This window comes from Planomicrobium sp. MB-3u-38, assembly GCF_002836425.1.
Classification (GTDB): Bacteria; Bacillota; Bacilli; order Bacillales_A; family Planococcaceae; genus Planococcus; species Planococcus okeanokoites.
This window is the reverse complement of record NZ_PJBO01000059.1, coordinates 114,065-131,304: the sequence shown is the minus strand read 5'-3', so window position 1 is coordinate 131,304 and position 17,240 is coordinate 114,065. Positions and strand designations below refer to the sequence as shown.

The following is a 17,240-nucleotide window of genomic DNA, read 5'->3' as shown; positions in this document are numbered from 1 at the left end:
CTGTTCCATTCAATCTTATACTCTACATATTATCATCAAAGGGAGGGCGGATGGATATCAATTGAAATTGGCCATAGTAAAAACCAGGCAGCAATCACCTGGTTGAACATATATTGCCTATTCTTCATCAAATCAGTTTGGATATCATAAACTTAAACAAGCATTTTTCTGATGCTTTCAATGACACGCGTCTGTTCGTCAAATGTCATATTTGAGCCAGAAGGCAGACAAAGACCATATTTAAAGAGTTTCTCGCTGACAGGCATCCTGTCTTCATGCGGATAAAATTTTGCCGATTCAAAAAGTTTTTGGGTATGCAGTGGTTTCCAGACGTATCGGGCTTCGATATTGTCGGATTCCAATGCCCGTTTGAGCCGATGAGGTGTCACATGTGTTTCCGCAGGATCTAAAAGCATCACTGTCAACCAGCGATTCGAATAGCTGCCTGTAATTTCCGGCTGAAAACTTACTGCAGGCAAATCTGCCAATTCCTTTTCATACCGTTCGTAAACAGCGCGCCTTGCCGCTACCCGGTCATCAATCGCTTCAAGCTGTGCCCGGCCTATGCCAGCAAGTACATTGCTCATACGATAATTATAGCCGACTTCGCTGTGTTTATAGAACGGCGCATCGTCTTTTGCCTGTGAAGAGAGGAAGCGTGCTTTCTGTATCGCGTGTTCATTATTGGAAATCAGCATCCCTCCGCCGGAAGCGGAGATGATTTTATTGCCATTGAATGAGAAGATGCCAAATTTCCCAATAGAGCCACTGGCTTTGCCTTTATATGTCGACCCCAATGATTCCGCTGCGTCTTCAATCACCGGTACCCGGTACTCATTGCAGATCGCCATAAGTTCATCCATTTTAGCGCTTTGGCCATACAAATTGACGATGATGACTGCCTTCGGCAGCTTCCTCTCCGCCAATGCGTCGTCAAAGGCCCGGCGGAGCGCACGCGGCGACATATTCCACGTTTCTTCCTCCGAATCGATAAATACAGGTTCCGCCCCTAAGTATAAAATCGGATTTGCGCTGGCGATGAAAGTGAGCGAAGCACAAAACACAGTATCCCCTTGCTTTATACCGATCAGATTCAACGCCAGATGAATGGCTGCTGTGCCTGAACTGAGGGCGGCAGCAGATTTGGCGCCGGTGTAATTGGCCAGCTCTTTTTCGAATCTGTCCACATTCGGACCCATTGGCGCAATCCAGTTCGAACGGAAAGCTTCTTCAATATATTTCATTTCATTTCCTGTCATATGAGGAGATGAGAGAAATATTTTCGCTTCCTCTTTCACCGGCACGGGAGATGGCGCTGTAAATGCACTTTCAGCTGAAGGCAAAATTTTCATATTGCATCCCCGCAGCTTCTGCTTTGGCATATCGGGATGGCATTTGGACGATTTTGTCGTGATTTCATCAAAGCACCTCATTTCAATAATTATAGCCCTCCACGAGCTTCCTGACACCAGGCGTTAATCGATTGCGCCTCTATTCGAAATGGCAGAAAAAAATGATCGGTCATTCCGATGTTTAAAAGGGAAAAATCCACTTCTGAATAAATGAAATTTATTTAATGTGCCTGGTACTTGCTGTACTTTGTCCGGATAGAAGCCAGCTGATAAATCTCCCCTGCTGACGGAACTTGGCTGCTGCAATGGCCGCGTGTAAATTTTTTCAAAAACAGGATGTACGGAGCCACATTCGCAACGCTCATTCATCTCAGGCAACTCAACTCTGTCTCCGATATCATAGCGGATCAAGGGGGTGCCGTAATTATTGAAACTGGTGACGATCATGTTTCCTTCTTCAGTCGTTTCAATCACTCCGGAATACAGGTTATAATGCATTCTTCCTTTCACGCATTCCATTACGAAAGGGGCAGCTTCTGAAGAGCTGTAACGGTCCCTGAGCGGGCAATCGAAAGCTTCTTCAATTTCCCGGCGGCATTCTGGCCGAACTGCTTCCCCTACAGAGAAAATCGCCACCGGCTTGAATGAAAGGATGAATTTATTGCGATTGATGTACTTCGCCAATTCGAAAATGGCAGAAGGCAGGCCATCGATGAAGTCCGGTTTATATTTTTCCAGATCCTCGATATAAACTGCCGCATTTTCCTGATTGCAGTAATAACTTGAATATATCCGCTGCCTGACAAAATAATTATCTCTCCAAAAAACTTTATGATGCTGATTGTCCGGAATGATCCGCCTTGAACTGAAAGACGCCCGTTTCATCTCCAGATTTACTGCGCCATGCTGCTTTTTGAAGAAGTCGAGAAATGCTTTCCTCTTCTGTACGTCATCTTTTGTATAAAGCAGCTTGATGATGTTTCCTTTTTCATAACTGATTTCACTCTCCGCCGCAGCACTTTCTGAAACAGTATAGATATCCTGAATATTGTGAAGCAGCATCTCCTTATCGAGAACCGGCAGTTCTTTAAGATCTGCCACAGTCCTGATTTCCCCAATATCGATGTTCCTGTAGAGTTCTTTGTAGAAGGCGCTCTTCTCGATTGCATGGCGCAGAAGTCGCTGCAATTCCTCCTCCTGGTATTTTTTTGCATGATGTTCATTTAAGTATTGCCGTTTCTCCAACTCGATCAGAAAGGAATAGTACAGGTTGCCGTAGCGGCTGCGCGTCTTACGGTAACCGTTCCAGCTGGTCAAAACGTTTTGGATGAAGATCGGTGTATTTTCGTATAGTTGACTTTGCAGGTTACGCATCCGCATTTCCTCCTAAACTGATTTGAATACGGTCATCCTGATAATCCATCTTTAAGCAAACTCCTCTTTGGGGTTCCACTGCTCCTCCGCGGCATCCAAATTTTCTTCAGCATTTTGCGCTTTGCGGTTAGCAAGGCTGAGAAGTTTATCCTTCACTTCCTGTTCAGTCATTTCAGGCAGCTGCCCCAAAATGGCATTCAATTCGATTTCACTGACAGGAGTAGCTTTTCCGATGTAGATTTTCGGATATACTTTTTCAGATTGGATTTCACTGGCGTCAAGCAATTCCTCATAAAGTTTTTCTCCGGGGCGCATCCCTGTAAATTGAATTTTGATCTCGTTTTCTTCGTAGCCGGAAAGGCGTATCATATTGCGGGCCAAATCCACAATTTTCACCGGTTTCCCCATATCAAGAACAAAAACTTCACCTCCGGAAGCGAGCAGCCCTGCCTGGATCACCAATCTTGAAGCTTCCGGAATTGTCATGAAATAACGTGTCATTTCAGGATCAGTAATCGTGACCGGACCGCCATTGGCGATTTGTTCACGGAATAAAGGAACCACACTGCCTCTCGATCCGAGGACATTTCCGAAGCGGACAGCCGCGAACGTAGTATCGCTTTTAATAGCCAGATTCTGCACGACCATTTCAGCAAACCGCTTGGTAGCTCCCATGATGTTCGGTGGATTCACTGCTTTGTCGGTTGAAATCAGAACAAATTTACCCACACCGAATGCATCAGCTGCCTCGGCTACGTTTTTCGTTCCCCAGATATTATTTTTTACGGCTTCGAAAGGATTGCCTTCCATCAAAGGGACATGTTTATGGGCTGCAGCATGGTAAATGACATCCGGCTTATAGCTTTCGATAATATCGAAGATTCTCTGTCGGTCCTGTACATCTGCGATGATCGGGACCAATTTGATATTCTTCGGAATTTTCGCCCGCAGTTCTCTGTCGATTGTATATATCGAATTTTCACCATGGCCCAGCAGCAAAATGCTCGATGGCTTGAAATTGCTTATTTGTCTGCAGATTTCAGAACCGATGGATCCGCCCGCCCCGGTAACCATGATCGTTTTGCCTTTCAATTTCTCTTTTATTGCATCCATATCGAGTTTGACTTCTTCCCTGCCCAGAATATCTTCAATTTTCACATCCCGGATATCATTGACCGTGACTTTGCCCAGCATCAGATCTTCAATTCTGGGTATGGTCTGCGTTTTGACACCGGAATTGATGCAGAGCTTGGTCAGGTCGGACATTTCGTTGCGTGACAGTGACGGGATGGCTATGACGATCTGGTCGATGTGATAAGGGCTGACAACTTCCGGAATATCTTTCAGCCGGCCCACAACGGGAAGGCCATATACTTCAAGCCCCCATTTCCGCGGGTCATCATCAACAAACACTACAGGATTTCTGCCCCATTCGGGATTCTGCTGCATCTGCCTTACAATCATTCTCCCCGCTTGACCCGCTCCTACTACCATTGTCCGGCTTTTATCTGTCGTTTCCCGGTTGGTGATCCAATCATTGTAGATACGCAGCGACATCCTTGAAGCTCCCAAAAGCAGGATCAGCAGCATCCATGTCAGCATCAATGTACGTGTATACAGATGGCCTGAATAGATCAATTGCATGATCATTGTTGCAAACAAAGTGAATGAAACAGCTTTTACTACTGATTTCAGTTCTTCAATGGATGCATAGATCCACATCTTTTTATAGAGGCCATAATGCCAGGCGAATGAATGATAGCCGATGAACAGCGTCGTCATGCTTATCAGTAAAATTTCATTACTGAAGACATTTTCGTAAGGGTATAGGAACAGGAAGCAAAGAAATATGGATGAAAGAAGGATCAGTGAATCAATTGTGAATAATAAAAGATACCTTTTTTTAATCGTCAATATCATTACCTCATCTCGTCTTTCATTTTTACGGACTAACTGCCGTAGTTCTGGTAATATAAATGGTTTTTCGCTAAATCGAAATTATTCAAAACGACTCCGAGCACAAAGGCTTTTGCTGTAACCAAGGCATCCCTCGCCTTCACAACACTGGCTTTTTCCGTTTTGCCGGTATTGACGACAAGCACTGAACCATCACATTTATTGGCCAGTATTTTCGAATCAGCCACCGCCAGAAGCGGCGGTGAATCAATAAGTATAAGATCATACATTTCTCTAAGGTCTTTGAGCAGGATATCCATTTCAGCAGACTGCAGCAGTTCAGCCGGATTACCTGGAATTTGCCCACATAATAATAAATCCAAATTTTTAACCCCGCTCATTTTAATCGTATCCGACAGGCGGCCTTTGCCCAGCAGCAGATTCGAAAGGCCTGATTTATTGCTCATGTGGAAAGTATGGTGCAAAGTCGGGCGGCGCATATCCGCGTCGATCATCAACACTCTTTTTCCTGATTCTGCGAAGACGACCGCCATATTCGAGCAAGTCGTCGATTTGCCTTCCTCCTTTGATGGAGATGTGAAAAGAATAGTTTTCATATCATCCGCCGGCATGGAAAAAAGGATATTCGTCCGGATGGTGCGATACTGCTCAGTTGAGATTGAATGCGGATTAGTACGTACCACCAATTTTCGCGCTGTTAGCCGGCTGGATTTTTTCTTGTTCGACATACGGTTCCATCTCCCTTCCTATATAACTTTCTTCCGATTTCTTACTGCTTTTTGCGTCAGTCACCCTGCTGACGATGCCGAGGACTTGCAGACCCGGGATTTCTTCGATGTCTTCCTCTGTGCGGACAGTAGTGTTGAGCTGATCGATCAGGATTGACAACCCTGCTCCGAAAAGGAGGCCAAGGACTGCAGCAATCGCCATGTTCATCACAGGATCAGGTCTGACAGGCACAGGTGCCGGCATAGCAACCGCTTCGTCAAGTATACTGACGTTGTCCACATTCATCAGATTGGGGATGGCTTCCTGAAATTTATATGCTGTGGCATTTGCAATCAGGACCGCATCAGCCATACTCGCATCAACGACATCAATGGTCAGGATCTGGGTGCCTTCGATATTGCTGACCGTAATCTTATCGCTCAGAGACTGGTAATTTTCATCCAGATCAAGTTCTGCAATGACTTGATTCAAAATCGTTTTGCTTTTGATGATGATGTTATAGGTGCTGATCAATTGAAGATTCGTATTGATGTCCTGGGTGGTGTATTCCTGGGCGGCCGTGTTGTTCTGATTGATCAATATCTGGGTGGATGCCTGGTACACCGGCTTCATCAAGCTGTAACTGATGGCCCCGCTTGCTGCCACAAAAGTGATAACCAATAACAGAATCAGCGGAATCCTTTTTTTGATGCTTTTCAATACTTCCAAAATGTTCAATGGGTTCTTCATCATATGCACCTCTGGTTTCAGTTTGAATTAAAAATCACGCGGCCCGGTCATAGCTGTTTGTTTGCGAAATCACTTATATACAGCATTTTCGAGTACTTCCCTTTATATGCGTTCAACATCAGGATGATCCACAGAACGAGTCCCGCGGGCGCCAGGAACATGCTTGAGAACCAGCCGATGATGGGCACCATCCCAAGCAGCAGATATGCGCTGACAAATACAATCGAAATATAAATAGATTGCAGCGCATGATAACGGACAAAATGATTTTCCCGCTCCACCAGCAGCATGATGAACCCTGAAACGAAGCCGAATAAATAAGTGAGTGAACCTGCAATATTTTCCGACAGTCCAAGTGATGTTTCAGCTGGAATTCTGATGTCGGCATGCTGGGACGGTTTGAATACAGTCTGGCTTTCAAAATTCTGAATCCGTTTTTCTTCAGGAAGCTTAAAGTTGTTTTCAATCACTATAGTTCCTCCTTTATCTCACATTTTTCCTCATTCATTAGAGCCAATACTAAATAGGCAAGGTTAAAATCAAGTTAAATTAGATTAATAATTCTAACAACTTAGAAAAACTCGGATAAAAAACAGCCGACCCAATAAAAATAAGCTGAGGATCAGTCATCCTCAGCTTATTTTTATTCTGTATTCAGTTGTCCATTATTTATTCATTGAGCTGTAAACTTATAGCCGAACCCTCTGACAGTATGGATATAGATCGGTTTGGCAGGATCCTTCTCCACTTTTCTCCGCAGATTGCTGATGTGGACTTTGACGGTCTGTATATCGCCTTCTGAATAATAGCCCCATACGTGATCATATAATTGTTCAGCCGTCCATACCCTGTTCGGTGTCTGTGCCAGCAGTAACAGGAGCTGAAATTCCTTATGATATAACTTCACCGGCTTGCCAGCGACATATAGTTCCCTGGCATCAAGATGGATTTGCAGATCATCGTATTCAAGCACCGCCAGTTTTTCCTCTTCCCCGCTGGACCAGCCATTGCGCCGAAGAATTGCCTTAATACGGGCTTCGAGTTCATTGAAGTCGAACGGTTTGGTGATATAATCATCGCCTCCTGCCTCCAATCCCTGAATCTTGTGGTTCAGATCTTTCAGGTAACTGACGAACAGGATTGGCACTTTAGTCTGCAAACGGATCTGTTCACACGTTTTCAGGCCATTCATTCCGGGCATTTCTATATCCAATAGGATCAAATCCACATCTTCTTTCGTCAATTGGTCCATCGCTTCATAACCATCTTCAGCCTCAATGATGCGATATCCTTTTTTTATCAGAAATAAGCGGATCAATTCACGGATGCCTTCTTCGTCCTCAACTATCAATACAGTGGCTTCGCTCATGTTATCCCTCCTGTAAGTCTTTTAAATCGTCAAAGGCAATGCAATAAAGAATGTGCTCCCTTTCCCCATTTCACTTTCAGCCCATATTTCACCTTTATGCGAAAGAATGATTTCTTTAGCGATTGCGAGACCCAAACCGCTTCCCTGCTGCTTATTGGGAACATCCATTTTAAAGAATCTGTCAAAAACATGCGGCAGTACATCTTCGGGTATACCGTTTCCCGTATCGGATACTTTGATGATCACTTCACCGTCGAAGTCCTCTTGTTCAAGGACAGCACCTTCTTTTCCGCGCCTGATAATCTCGGTGCTGATGGAAATTTTCCCGTCAATCGATGAAGTATGCTTAACGGCATTCCAAAGAATATTAGAAAATACCTGATCCACCCGATTCACGTCTATCGATAAAATATAATTTTCCTGCCATTCTTCCCTTCCGGTTTCGACATATTCGAATATCCGGCCGCTTTGCGTTACATCCGCCTCCATGCCTTGGATCAGCCTCTCCAGCCAATCTTCAATGCGGACACTCTCAAAGCGCAATGTCATGTTGCCTGACTTATATTTTGCAAGCTCCACCAAATCTTCCGTCAGCCGTTCCAGCATCAATAATTTATTGTGTATCATATCCAGGTATTTCGGATTTTTTTCATCGATGATGCTTTCTTTGACCGCCTGGATGTAACTGTGAATGAGTGTAATAGGTGTACCCAGTTCATGCGATATCGTCGACAGCATTTCATTGCGGGATTTTTCGATTTCCTGGATTTCGTCGTTTACAGTAACCAGGTTCATATTCGTAATTTCAAGTGCCATTGTCCGTTCTTTGACGTTCCGCTCCAGGAAATAATTCAGACTGGTGATTTCCTGTGTCAACGTCCGCAGATTCGCCAGCGTATCCACCCGCAGTAAAAATTCTTCTTTATCACATGGCTTCAAAAGGTAATCATTGGCTCCGGCTGTAAATGCTTCCGTCTTTTCCCTCAATCCTTCTCTTTGTGAAAGCATCAGGATCGGCAGTTCTGTTAATGTATAATCTTTTCTTATATGTCTGCATAATTCATCTCCGCTCATATCTTCGAGCGACCAGTCCAGGATCACCAGATCAATCGGCTGCTGTTCCAATAAGCGGATGGCTTCTATCCCTCCGCTGGCGCCGTAAACGGAATAACCTTCCTGTTCCAATTGATAAATCAGCATTTGCCTGTTGACTTCTTCATGCTCTACTACCAGCGCACGTATCTGGCTTCCCCTTTTACGCCGGGCAGTCACAGTCTCAGTGATTTCCGATGCACTCAGTTCTTCCACAGCCTGTATTTCCGGCTGTGAGGCGGCTTCAGTTTCTTTCGGAGAATACACAGGCAATGTAAAGCTGAAAGTGGATCCTGTCCCGGCAGACGATTCGACTTTCAGCCAGCCTCCATGAAGCTCCACTAATCGTTTCGTGATATTCAAACCAATGCCGGTCCCTCTTTTGTGGCCTTTCTTTTCTTCCTCTGATTTATGGAACGCTTCAAAGAGAGTCGGCAATTTTTCCTGTTCGATTCCTTTTCCGGTATCACGTACAGACACCAATATCTGTTTACCGGATTTTTTTGCTGAAATGACAATTTCCCCTGTATCTGTATAATTGATTGCATTTTCAACAAGATTATAAAGAATCTGCTGAAATCGATCCGGATCCGCAATCGCTTCAGGCAGATTATGCGGTACAGTTTCGTACAGGCGAACGGCATCATTTTTTACGAGCGGCCTGCAAATTTCCAATACATTCTCAGTCAGTTTATGGATTTTCACCGGTTCAACGTGAATATCCAATGAATTCTGCTTCAGTTTTGAGAAATCCAGAATCGAATTGATCATATGGGCAAGCTTTTTGCCATTTTCCGCAATCGTTCCTAATTGATGGTTCATAGCGGGCGAAATTCTTCCAGCGTTATTTTCCTGGAGCGTTTCAGCGATACCGATCATGCCGTATAAAGGAGTCCGAAGGCCATGTGAAGTGATGGCCAGCAATTCATCTTTCCGCTCGTTGGCGTGTTTCAGTGACTCCATCGCCAAACGCTGCCGTTCAATCGCTTTCTTTTCTCTTTTGAGCTTGTCGTTTACTCTGGCGGCTTCTTTATCTGACAGGGAAAGCGCCGACAGGAAAACAGATGCTCCTATCGATAGGTAGACCGAATTTTTCGCTTCCATATTCAGCGCGGCAACACCGAATAATTGGAAAATCGCTGTGCCAGCCCCCAACAGGAACAAAATCGAACCCGCTGTATAATAACGGGCATATTTAATCCCTTTATTCCAGCTGGCGGCCGACACTGCAAGCATTAGTATGCCGCTGGCGACCACTGACAGCGGCAAGATCATTCGAATGACATCAAAAGAAAAGAACAGGAGTGCGATCAGTGCCACATTAAACCACACCAGAATTTTGATAAGATTTCTTGATGCAGGAAAATGTCGTCTGGTATCCAGGAAACTCTCTGTATACAACAATGCAAAAATACTCGTGATGCCGATGCTTGCATAGACAAGGGCTCCATCCAGCCAGGAATGTTCCGGCCAAATATAGGATAAAGTCAATCCTGACATAGCAGAAAGGCCATACGACACTGAAACAGCGAAAAGAAGAAAATAGAGATAGACCCGCTGCCGATGTCTTACGAATTGGCTTAAATAGTAGATTGAAAGCACGATGCCCATACCTGCCAGCAATCCTGTCAATGCAGTCATCGACCGCGTCTGCGCTTGGAAGGCTTCCCTTTCCCAGATTGTAAGGGGAAGCTGCAAAGGCCCGTCTGATACGACCTTCAAAAAGAAAGTGGATTCCTCCTGTTCCGCAAAATCCAGATTGAAAACCAGATTCCGATGATAATACTCCCTCTCATCCATCGGAACCCCTCTGCCTATTTCATTGACAGCAAAAGAGCCATCCTCTGAAGGTGAATACAGGGTTGCCTGCTCCAGCATAGGAACCGGCAACTCGAGCAGCCAATTACTATTGGACAACCGATTCACAATATTGAACTGAATCCAATAGGAAGAATCCGTAAATCCCTTATTGAATATGCCACTATCATTAGGCATAAAACTCCATTGAATCGGAGGAACAGCCACTTCTTCTATAGTGTAGGCATTTTGAGGATCTTTTATAGTGAAAATGGACTGATCGATATGCACTTTATCAAGTGAATCGGTCAAAACAATTGCCCCATCCACCGTCGCGGGCTGCGCTCTTTCCTTTCCGGGCTCTGCTAAAAGCAATAAAAGCAGCATCGCCAGAAATATTTTTATCGCAATTGGATATTTTGTATAAAATCTTTCCATATACTAAACACCTCAACTATCTAAAAATTCAAATAATTCAATACAGTAATTTCCAGTTAATTTTATCTAGTGCCTTTCATGCCCTGTATTACTGGTTTTCGGATACTTTAACGGAAATATTTATAAATTATTAGATACATTTTATGGTAATTTAGTAGGCATTATAATTATGATTATCATACCATTAAGCTCATGTATTGTGAATATTTTTTAATCAGAAAATTCTAATAATACTTTAATCCTATCTATTTTTTCATTTTTTTCCAAAAAAATAAACCGTCCCAAGGCATCATGCCTAGAGACGGTCTATGTTCATTTTTTGCTTTTTTAAATTCTTTTCTTCGTACATCGCCTTATCTGCTTCTTTAAGTATGGACGATAAAGTCGAATGTTCATCCGGCATTGTCATGCCTATGCTTGTGGAAACTGATAGAACGGTATCATCCAGTTGCCATTCACGCATCATTGCCTGCCTGATTTTATTCATGACGAGCTCTCCGGATCTTACAGAGTCAACGCCTGGCAACAAGACGATGAACTCATCGCCGCCGAGCCGGGCAGCCAAATCATCTTTATAGATGCCTGCTTTCAGCCTGTTTCCAAATTCACGTATGACCGCATCTCCAGTTTCATGTCCCCATTTATCGTTGATGCCTTTGAATTTGTCGATATCAAGTAGAAGCACCGCGAAATTATCGCCGCCAGCGTGATAGTCGGCCAATGCCTTTTCAAGCGATTCCTGGAAATAGCGGCGATTCGGCAACCCTGTCAACGGATCGTGGTAAGCGTAAAACTCCAATTTTGTTTCATAATCCTTTTGTATGGATACATCACGGACAATCATCACCATATGGCTATAATTTCCGTCATTTTCAAATACAGGCGTGCCGTGCAATTCAGACCAGATCCAGTGCCCATCCCTATGACCGACACGGACACGCATTTTGCATATATCACCGCTTCTGATCGCAGCACTTAAAGTGCCGTATAATTTTTCAAGGTCTTCGGGATGTACATTGTGAAACGGCTCTTTGTCTTCATATTCTTCAGGAGAATATCCAAAAATATCTTCAAGGGAAGGAGAAATATACAGATATTCTTTCCGATGGTTGATGAGAATGATGACATCGTTCGCATTCTCTGCGATAATCCGGAAGTTCTTTTCACTTTCCATATAGAGCTCGACCATCTGGTCAAGTTCACGCATATCCTTCAGGATCACATAGAAGCCGGTAGTCACTTCCTGAATCTTGATGGGAATGAATTTGACCAATGCACCGAGACGATTATTATCTTTTTGATTAATCGTTACCCGGAAATTCGTGTAAATTCCTTTTTTCGCTTTCCGGAAATTCTTTAATGTTTTCCTGCGGTCTTCAGGCACGACAAAATCCAGCACCCGCCGTCCATTCAACTCATCCAATGGCAGCTTACTGAGATTCTGGACAACCGGATTGGCTCCTTTGATATGCCCTTTCAAATCCAATGTCAGGATAGCATCTGCGTTATGTTCAAAGAGTGAATGATAGTAGGACCGGCTTTCTTCAAGGCTTTTCCATGCTTCGACGCTTTCCTGCTTGGCTTCCACTTCATTCGTGATGTCCTGGACGACACTAACAATATGGCTGCAGACGCCATCTTCACCGAACATGGGAGTGAGCCGGGTCTTCGAAAACCGCAATTGTCCTTCCGGATCCACGTAACTGTCTTCATAGATGGTTTCACATCCGCTTTCCAGCACATTCTTATATTGTAAATACACGCGTTCAGCCAATTCGTGAGACTGTGTTTCGTGGAAGGTTTTTCCAACAGCAGATTCATCCAATTCGGTTTTCTTCATTGCCGACTGATTTACAAACTCGTAAATCATTTTCCCCTCGTCAATGCGGACAATGAAAACCATTTCCTGGACCCCGTCCATCAAGGCTTTTTCTAATGATAACTTCGATGCATCCTGAATCATGTAACTACCCCCATACCCCTGCTGATGTGTTCAAATTCACTGTCTCTATCTCTACTAACAGTTTAACAGATTTCTTTATGAAATAAATCTTTAGACCCATTAAAAAAACATTTATTTTTGAGAAGAAAAAGAGAGGTCAGAGAGGTATTTTCGTTCAAAATCTTTGACCTGTAAGGGTTTATCGTAATAATACCCTTGAAATACAGTACAGGAATTTTCTTTTAGGAACAAAACTTCCTCAGGTCTTTCTACCCCTTCTGCCAATAATTCACATTCAATACTTTGAGCCAAATGGATAAGTGATTTCAGCACCGCCTCTGATTTGGCGTCCTCTCCGATTTGGCGGATGAAATACCTGTCAATCTTGATTTTATTGATTGGAAATTGGGTCAGATAAGAAATCATCGAAAAACCTGTGCCGAAATCATCGATGGCAATGGAAATCCCTTTTTCCCTGCACAGTTCAAGGTTTCTCATAGTCGTTTCCGAATAGGCCATTTCGGCATGTTCAGTCAGTTCGACTTCAAGCAGGGATGGGCATACCCCATAATGCTCAAGGAGATTGAAAAACTCTTCAAAAAATACCGTATTGGCGAGCAGTGAAGGCGTCATGTTGATCGCCGTTTTAATGTTCCAGCCGTATAGCTGCTCCCAGTCTTTGATCACTTTTAAAACTTCGTGCAGCAGATGCGTAGTCAAATGTGCGATCGTGCCCGACTGTTCAGCGACTTCTATGAATTCGAGAGGCGATAATTCCCCAAGCACCGGGTGCTTCCATCTGGCAAGCACTTCAATGCCGGACAGGTTGATGCCGCCGCCTGATATTTGGGGCTGCACTGTAAAATAGAACCCCGAATCCTCGAGGCATCCCATCAGACTTTTTTCGATCAAAACCCTCCGCTCCCGCTGCGACCGCATCTTCGGGCGATAGAAGGAATACGAAGAACCCTTTTCTTTCTTCGCTTCGTACATGGCCGTTTCGGCGAAAGCCACAAGATCACGCAGCCGTTCGGTATCAAAAGGGATACAGGCGATGCCGATACTCGCTGTAACATAAGCCGACTGAAAATCTGCCAGCATAAAAGGATCTTTGAAAAGGTCCATTAATTTTTCCGCGAATATCTCGAGTCTTTCACCAGGAGCGGATTCGCGGATGACAATAAACTCGTCGCCTTCCAGCCTGCCTACGTGGCAACGGTGATCTGACAAGGATTGAAGCCTCTCTGCCACACTGACCACCACTTTATCGCCGGATGCATAATTATAGAGGGCATTGATGAATTTCAGATTATCGAGGTTGATATAGAAGAAAGAAAACTTCTTTTTCCTTTCTTTTAAGGAAAACGCGATTTCTGTCATCTTTCTGCGGTTTGGCAGACCCGTCAAAAAATCGTAATAAGCAAACTCAGTCAGTTTTTCTTCCAGTTTTTTCTGCTGCTCAATATTCTGGAAATATATCGCCAATCCACCGTTTTTAAGCGGTATGAGTTTTATGTGGGACCAGCCATCGTAATTGCTGAAGTTCTCATCAAATTCCATATGTTCCTTTGTCCGTAAAGCGGTCAGCAATTGGTGCTCCAGATTGCTTCCTTTTAACTTCGGAAACACTTCATGAGCCGTAAGCCCAAGAATCTCATCGCGTTTTCGTCCAATGATTTTTTCGGCAACTTCATTTATATAATTGAATCTTAATTGGTCGTCCAACAAGTAAAAGCCATCTGTCATACTTTCCAGAACAGTTTCAACAGTGATCGATTGAATGCCGCTTCCTTTTAGGGGGGTGTGGAAAATTACAGCACCCGCAGGCTCATTTGAATCCAGCTTTACCGTCTTGATTTTCACTTCGAACCATAACTTGTCGCCATCTTTATCCATATAATGAAAATGTGTGCTGTATTCAGGAATTTCCAGCTCCAGGATTTCTTTAATCGTGTCAGCCGCTTCGGCATTGCTGCTCTGATTCAGTAATTCCAGATAATCCTCAGCACCTTGAATTATCTTCTGATCCAAATTATTATTCGCGCAATAATCAATCCATCCCTGGTTGACTCTGACGATTTCGCCTTTATTATCTATGACGACCAGTAAATCATCGATTTTATCAAACCATTCTTGGATTTCATCCGTTTTGCTCTCCACTTTTGCACACTCCCATATCCTTGGCAGGAATTCTATTATCGATAGATTTTTGAAAGTAGATAAATCTGTAAAATATAACGTGAATAGTAATTATATACCTTAAATAAATAAAATGAACGGTTAGTTTTACCTATTAATCTGTATAATTTATTATATTCAATTAAATTGCGGTTAATGATTTTCCAGCAATGATTCTACGGGAGTTTCCCAACTGTCATCTTTTTCACCATTTCTATATAATGTAAATAAAAAGGAGGCGGGCTCAATGTGCCTGATCAACTTTCAATATAAACAGCATCCTAAGTACAAATTGGTCGTTGCCGCGAATCGCGATGAATTTTATGGGCGGCCAGCCCAAGAGGCCCATTTTTGGGAAGATCAACCCGATATCCTGGCTGGACGCGATCTATTGCAAATGGGGACTTGGCTTGGTGTAACAAAGTCCGGACGTTTTGCCGCCTTGACCAATTTCCGTGATCCATCTCTCCCTGAAAAGGGGAAAATCTCCCGGGGAGCGTTGGTCAAGGATTTTCTTGCTTCCGATCTGGCACCTCAAGCTTTTTTAAAGACGCTGAAACCGGATGCGTACACCGGTTTCAATGTACTTCTGGGCGATACGGAAAAACTGTTCTATTATAATAATCTTGAACAGCAAATAATCGAAGTAACGGCCGGAACACACGGCTTGAGCAACCATTTTCTGAATACACCCTGGCCAAAAGTCGAGAAAGGCAAATCACGCCTGGCAAATTACTTGAATGGCAGAACGGAAGCAGACCCGGACGATTTGTTTGAAATACTGCGGGATGCAGAACAAGCGGCGGATCCTCATTTGCCTGTAACGGGAGTCGGTCTGGAATTTGAACGTATACTGTCCCCAATATTCATCCGGACGCCTGATTATGGAACTCGTTCAGCAACTGTCCTGCTTGTAGATCATGATAATAATTTCACATTCGCTGAACGGGTCTATGAAAAAGGCGAATTCGCCAGCCAGCAGGTATTTGATTTCAGCGCTGTATAACTTTTGGTTACCGGATACTTTTGAACGTTAAAAGAATAAATTTTATAAGATTCTGATGAATCTGCATAACAGTGAAACTATCTGACTTTTAATCCGTACCTTCTATATAAGCTGTTTATAGATTGAAATCATATAGGGGGTGAGTCATTTGAAAAGGTTTGTGTATTATTTCGCATGGACATTAGCGATTGTTTTCATCGTATATATCGGTACAGTTATTGAGGCAAATATTGTTGAAACCGCCAGAGAAACCTACGAGCTGTTTCCACGGGTCTTATTTGTAGCCATATTCCCTGTCATACTTGGTTTCCTGATGCGACTTCCAAGATTTCTGCTGGAAAGGAAGGAGCAGAAGTTCAGAGGATTCGACTGGTTTAAATTTCTCGCTGTCGGCGTTCCCTCTCTCTATTTTGTTGTGATGACTTTTTTGCCATACACTTCCATCGGAGCTGCGATCCCTTCTTTCATGATGACTAGCCAAACGAGTCTGACTACCATCGCTTATACAGCCGGTATTGTATTCGGCTATGTGTTGCTCGACAGTTTCCATAAAACTGATGTGGCGGAGGCTAAGACCAAGTGAGATCGAAAAGGAACCTTCTGCAGGTTCCTTTTTTTTGTGTGGAAATCGGCTGACCGCACCTCAAACTTCGATAACCGCACCTCAAAACGCTTTCTCCGCACCTCGTGGACCAATTTCCGCACCTCGACAAATTTAAATGGAAAATTAATCCAAATGAAAACCCGTCCATCACAATGGCCGGGCACCTCAATTGTTTTTATTCGAATTCAACAGTCATGCTGTCGAGCAGACGTTTATATTCTTCATGCCAATGCTGCCACTCTTCCTCACGATTTATCTCTTCTTCATCCAATATCGCTTCGATCACATCCAGACAGACATGCCAGCCGGCGAGATCTTTGGCAGTTTGGGAAGTGATGCGGTCGATTGTTTCCACAAGCCGCAATCGCGTTTTGCCGGAATCTTCCTCTGTCACTTCAAAACGCACACGGTCATCCCACCACTCAAATGCAAGGACTCGCCCTTCCTCATAATCAGTGATTGCCAATTCCTCATTATTGCCTTCCCCCATATCAAAAACCATTTTGCCGTCCTCACCCGCTTCTGCGATCCGCAGTTCATCGAACCAAAGTTTCAAACGGCTGTTATCGGCCAGCATGCTCCAAACTTTATCGGACCCGTGTGCCAATTCGCGCTCAAATACCGCTTTATATCCTTTGGCCATCTGTGTAATTTCTGCTCTCATGCAATAGACCCTCCATCTCTAATTTTTATTAAGTATACCCTCAGGCACG

At 43.8% G+C, this 17,240-nt stretch carries 13 protein-coding genes; 2 read left to right on the top strand and 11 right to left on the bottom strand.

Annotated elements, in window-relative coordinates:
• Positions 1-152: 152 nt before the first annotated feature.
• The 10 genes from CXF70_RS10905 to CXF70_RS10860 all read right to left on the bottom strand — a co-directional run bounded on the left by CXF70_RS10905 (position 153) and on the right by CXF70_RS10860 (position 14,899).
• A complete protein-coding gene (locus tag CXF70_RS10905; RefSeq protein ID WP_101802725.1) occupies positions 153-1,352 on the bottom strand; it encodes a DegT/DnrJ/EryC1/StrS family aminotransferase in 1,200 nt (399 codons plus the stop codon).
• A gap of 123 nt (positions 1,353-1,475) precedes the next feature.
• On the bottom strand, positions 1,476-2,726 hold the full coding sequence (locus CXF70_RS10900) for a phenylacetate--CoA ligase family protein (RefSeq protein ID WP_101802691.1): 1,251 nt from the start codon (positions 2,724-2,726) through the stop codon (positions 1,476-1,478).
• Between the two features lie 51 nt (positions 2,727-2,777).
• Positions 2,778-4,640: a polysaccharide biosynthesis protein gene (locus CXF70_RS10895; RefSeq protein ID WP_101802690.1), complete on the bottom strand. Its 1,863-nt coding sequence runs from the start codon at positions 4,638-4,640 to the stop codon at positions 2,778-2,780.
• Positions 4,641-4,675: 35 nt separating this feature from the next.
• On the bottom strand, positions 4,676-5,371 hold the full coding sequence (locus CXF70_RS10890; RefSeq protein WP_101802689.1) for a CpsD/CapB family tyrosine-protein kinase: 696 nt from the start codon (positions 5,369-5,371) through the stop codon (positions 4,676-4,678).
• On the bottom strand, positions 5,313-6,101 hold the full coding sequence (locus CXF70_RS10885) for a YveK family protein (protein WP_101802688.1): 789 nt from the start codon (positions 6,099-6,101) through the stop codon (positions 5,313-5,315). The genes CXF70_RS10890 and CXF70_RS10885 overlap by 59 nt, the downstream gene beginning before the upstream one ends.
• A gap of 47 nt (positions 6,102-6,148) precedes the next feature.
• The gene (locus CXF70_RS10880) at positions 6,149-6,571 is read right to left on the bottom strand and encodes a DUF4870 domain-containing protein (protein WP_233208613.1); all 423 of its coding nucleotides are present in this window, start codon (positions 6,569-6,571) and stop codon (positions 6,149-6,151) included.
• Positions 6,572-6,774: 203 nt separating this feature from the next.
• Positions 6,775-7,470, bottom strand: coding sequence for a response regulator transcription factor (locus CXF70_RS10875; protein ID WP_084244561.1), 696 nt, complete (start codon positions 7,468-7,470; stop codon positions 6,775-6,777).
• 21 nt (positions 7,471-7,491) lie between these two features.
• The gene (locus tag CXF70_RS10870; protein WP_101802687.1) at positions 7,492-10,797 is read right to left on the bottom strand and encodes an ATP-binding protein; all 3,306 of its coding nucleotides are present in this window, start codon (positions 10,795-10,797) and stop codon (positions 7,492-7,494) included.
• Between the two features lie 295 nt (positions 10,798-11,092).
• Positions 11,093-12,760: a diguanylate cyclase domain-containing protein gene (locus tag CXF70_RS10865; protein ID WP_101802686.1), complete on the bottom strand. Its 1,668-nt coding sequence runs from the start codon at positions 12,758-12,760 to the stop codon at positions 11,093-11,095.
• 111 nt (positions 12,761-12,871) lie between these two features.
• Complete coding sequence (locus tag CXF70_RS10860) at positions 12,872-14,899, bottom strand: EAL domain-containing protein (protein WP_101802685.1); 2,028 nt, start codon at positions 14,897-14,899, stop codon at positions 12,872-12,874.
• 265 nt (positions 14,900-15,164) lie between these two features.
• Here CXF70_RS10860 and CXF70_RS10855 point away from each other — a divergent pair, with 265 nt between their 5' ends.
• Both CXF70_RS10855 and CXF70_RS10850 read left to right on the top strand, forming a co-directional pair.
• A complete protein-coding gene (locus CXF70_RS10855; RefSeq protein ID WP_101802684.1) occupies positions 15,165-15,923 on the top strand; it encodes an NRDE family protein in 759 nt (252 codons plus the stop codon).
• Between the two features lie 148 nt (positions 15,924-16,071).
• Positions 16,072-16,506, top strand: coding sequence for a hypothetical protein (locus CXF70_RS10850; protein WP_101802683.1), 435 nt, complete (start codon positions 16,072-16,074; stop codon positions 16,504-16,506).
• Between the two features lie 196 nt (positions 16,507-16,702).
• Here the strand turns inward: CXF70_RS10850 and CXF70_RS10845 are convergent, their stop codons facing one another.
• Positions 16,703-17,191, bottom strand: coding sequence for an SRPBCC domain-containing protein (locus CXF70_RS10845; protein WP_101802682.1), 489 nt, complete (start codon positions 17,189-17,191; stop codon positions 16,703-16,705).
• Positions 17,192-17,240 lie beyond the last annotated feature (49 nt).

Coding starts and splice junctions, on each gene's coding strand:
- CXF70_RS10905 (WP_101802725.1), bottom strand. CDS start 1,352: ATGAAAATTTTGCCTTCAGCTGAAAGTGCATTTACAGCGCCATCTCCC.
- CXF70_RS10900 (WP_101802691.1), bottom strand. CDS start 2,726: ATGCGTAACCTGCAAAGTCAACTATACGAAAATACACCGATCTTCATC.
- CXF70_RS10890 (WP_101802689.1), bottom strand. CDS start 5,371: ATGTCGAACAAGAAAAAATCCAGCCGGCTAACAGCGCGAAAATTGGTG.
- CXF70_RS10885 (WP_101802688.1), bottom strand. CDS start 6,101: ATGAAGAACCCATTGAACATTTTGGAAGTATTGAAAAGCATCAAAAAA.
- CXF70_RS10875 (WP_084244561.1), bottom strand. CDS start 7,470: ATGAGCGAAGCCACTGTATTGATAGTTGAGGACGAAGAAGGCATCCGT.
- CXF70_RS10870 (WP_101802687.1), bottom strand. CDS start 10,797: ATGGAAAGATTTTATACAAAATATCCAATTGCGATAAAAATATTTCTG.
- CXF70_RS10865 (WP_101802686.1), bottom strand. CDS start 12,760: ATGATTCAGGATGCATCGAAGTTATCATTAGAAAAAGCCTTGATGGAC.
- CXF70_RS10855 (WP_101802684.1), top strand. CDS start 15,165: ATGTGCCTGATCAACTTTCAATATAAACAGCATCCTAAGTACAAATTG.
- CXF70_RS10845 (WP_101802682.1), bottom strand. CDS start 17,191: ATGAGAGCAGAAATTACACAGATGGCCAAAGGATATAAAGCGGTATTT.